Origin of the sequence: Streptomyces sp. LS1784 (assembly GCF_020103755.1) — a bacterium.
In the GTDB taxonomy this organism is placed as follows: Bacteria; Actinomycetota; Actinomycetes; order Streptomycetales; family Streptomycetaceae; genus Kitasatospora.
Window position 1 is genome coordinate 1 of sequence record NZ_JAHSQD010000999.1, and the last position, 1710, is coordinate 1710.

The window sequence follows — 1710 nt, forward strand, 5'->3', positions numbered from 1 at the left end:
ACGGCTCGATGAACGTCCACTGCTCGTCGGTGAGTTGCCTACGTGTCACACGCAACGTCCTACCGGATCCCGCTTTCGAGCAAGCACGAAACCGCAATATTGATCACGACATCACACAGGCCCTAGTCGTAGAAGAACTGGCGGAGGTCCTCGACCGAGCCCGGGCCGAACAGGAAGGCCTCGAACCCGGCGACCGCACGGGGCGGTGGCGGTCCGTCAGCGCCGAGCCGCCGCAGCCAGGTCTCACCCTGCTCCCCCACCGCGTGGACGGCGGAGAGCAGTTCGGCCATCCCTGCGGGCCGCGGCGGGGTCACCCCGGTGACGGGGACGAGCTCCCAGCCGCCGGTCCGGGCGGCGAGCCGGAGCACGCCCGCCCAGGTGGCGATGCGGCAGAGCCGGTTGCGCAGGGGAAGTTCGACGGACGGATCCAGGTAGCCGAGTCCGACGGTCGCGGCGGCGAGGTCGTCCATCACCTGGCGCTCGACGGTGCTGCGGATCCAGCGGCCGTCCTGGGCCTCCTCGATGGCGGCGTGCCACCATTCCCAGGCGCTGTCGAGGCGGGCCGTGAACTCGCCCGTGCGGTCGGGCTGGGGCGCGTTCTGAGTCGAGATCACGAGATCGATCACTTTCGCTTCAGGACGGTGCCGGCGCTGTCCCATCGCTCTCGGGCCCGGCCGGGCCGCGACGGCCCAGCCGGCCCTCCCCTGATCTTCTTAGGCGGTCCCGCCCAGGACGGAGTCGAGACGGTTCAGGACGTGGGGCCAGCCCTTGCCCATGCCGTCGTACGCCTGTCGGCCCATCGGGGAGTCGAGGTCGAAGCCCGCGTGGACGAGGACGAGGCGGGTGCCCCCACCCTCCGGGTGCAGCGTCCAGGTGATGGTGGTGTCGAGCGAGCCCTCGGCGAACCGATAGGCCAGCAGCCGCTGGTCGTCCACCTCGGTCACCTCGCAGGGCTGACTGCCGAAGTTGCCCATGTCGAGGGTGAAGCGGTGCCCGACGACGGGCTTGACGTCGCCGGCAGCCCACCAACGGGCCTGGAGGTCAGGGTCGGTCAGGGCCTTCCACACCGCCACCGGCGGGTGGGGCAGGAACTTCTCGCAGGTGAGGGTGTTGTTCTCGGTCATGTCCCGTTGTCTTCGTCCAGAAGGTCGGACAGCGCGTCCAGGCGCTGCTTCCAGTAGTGCTCGAACGGATGCAGCCACTCGCTCACCTCGGCCAACCGTGCCGGTTCGAGGTGGTGGAAGCGGTGTCGGCCCCGTGGCTCCTCGCGCACCAGCCCAACGGCACGGAGCACCGCCAGGTGTTCGGAGACCGCGGGCCTCCCGAGCTCGAACATCCCGGCCAGTTCCCCTGTGGAGCGAGGGCCTTCTCGCAGACTTTCGAGCAGTCTGCGACGCACCGGGTTGGCCAGCGCGCCGAACACGTCCGTTGGCATGACATCAGTATGTGTCGGAAATTTCCGACGCGTCAAGAATCTCCAACACGTCCGGGGGTTGGGGACAGTCACCTGCCCGCCACGCCCGGCCCGCTGCCGGCCCGGAAATGCGAAGAACCCCTGATCCGAATGGATCAGGGGTTCTTCAGAAGAATTGTTCGGCGGCGTCCTACTCTCCCACAGGGTCCCCCCTGCAGTACCATCGGCGCTGTAAGGCTTAGCTTCCGGGTTCGGAATGTAACCGGGCGTTTCCCTCACGCTATGACCACCGAAAC

Annotated in this window: 3 protein-coding genes and 1 rRNA gene; all 4 read right to left on the minus strand. The window is 68.1% G+C overall.

Features of this window, described 5'->3' with window-relative positions; all coding sequences use genetic code 11:
- Positions 1-122 precede the first annotated feature (122 nt).
- The 4 genes from KS423_RS45030 to rrf all read right to left on the minus strand — a co-directional run bounded on the left by KS423_RS45030 (position 123) and on the right by rrf (position 1708).
- The gene (locus KS423_RS45030) at positions 123-614 is read right to left on the minus strand and encodes a hypothetical protein (RefSeq protein WP_224285449.1); all 492 of its coding nucleotides are present in this window, start codon (positions 612-614) and stop codon (positions 123-125) included.
- A gap of 99 nt (positions 615-713) precedes the next feature.
- Positions 714-1124: an SRPBCC domain-containing protein gene (locus KS423_RS45035; protein ID WP_224285450.1), complete on the minus strand. Its 411-nt coding sequence runs from the start codon at positions 1122-1124 to the stop codon at positions 714-716.
- Complete coding sequence (locus KS423_RS45040) at positions 1121-1435, minus strand: helix-turn-helix transcriptional regulator (protein WP_224285451.1); 315 nt, start codon at positions 1433-1435, stop codon at positions 1121-1123. The genes KS423_RS45035 and KS423_RS45040 overlap by 4 nt, the downstream gene beginning before the upstream one ends.
- 156 nt (positions 1436-1591) lie before the next feature.
- Positions 1592-1708: ribosomal RNA gene (rrf, locus tag KS423_RS45045) — 5S ribosomal RNA — on the minus strand.
- Positions 1709-1710: the final 2 nt, after the last annotated feature.

Excerpts from the sequence above, each read along its gene's own strand:
- KS423_RS45040 (WP_224285451.1), bottom strand. The coding sequence starts at position 1,435 with ATGCCAACGGACGTGTTCGGCGCGCTGGCCAACCCGGTGCGTCGCAGA.
- KS423_RS45035 (WP_224285450.1), bottom strand. The coding sequence starts at position 1,124 with ATGACCGAGAACAACACCCTCACCTGCGAGAAGTTCCTGCCCCACCCG.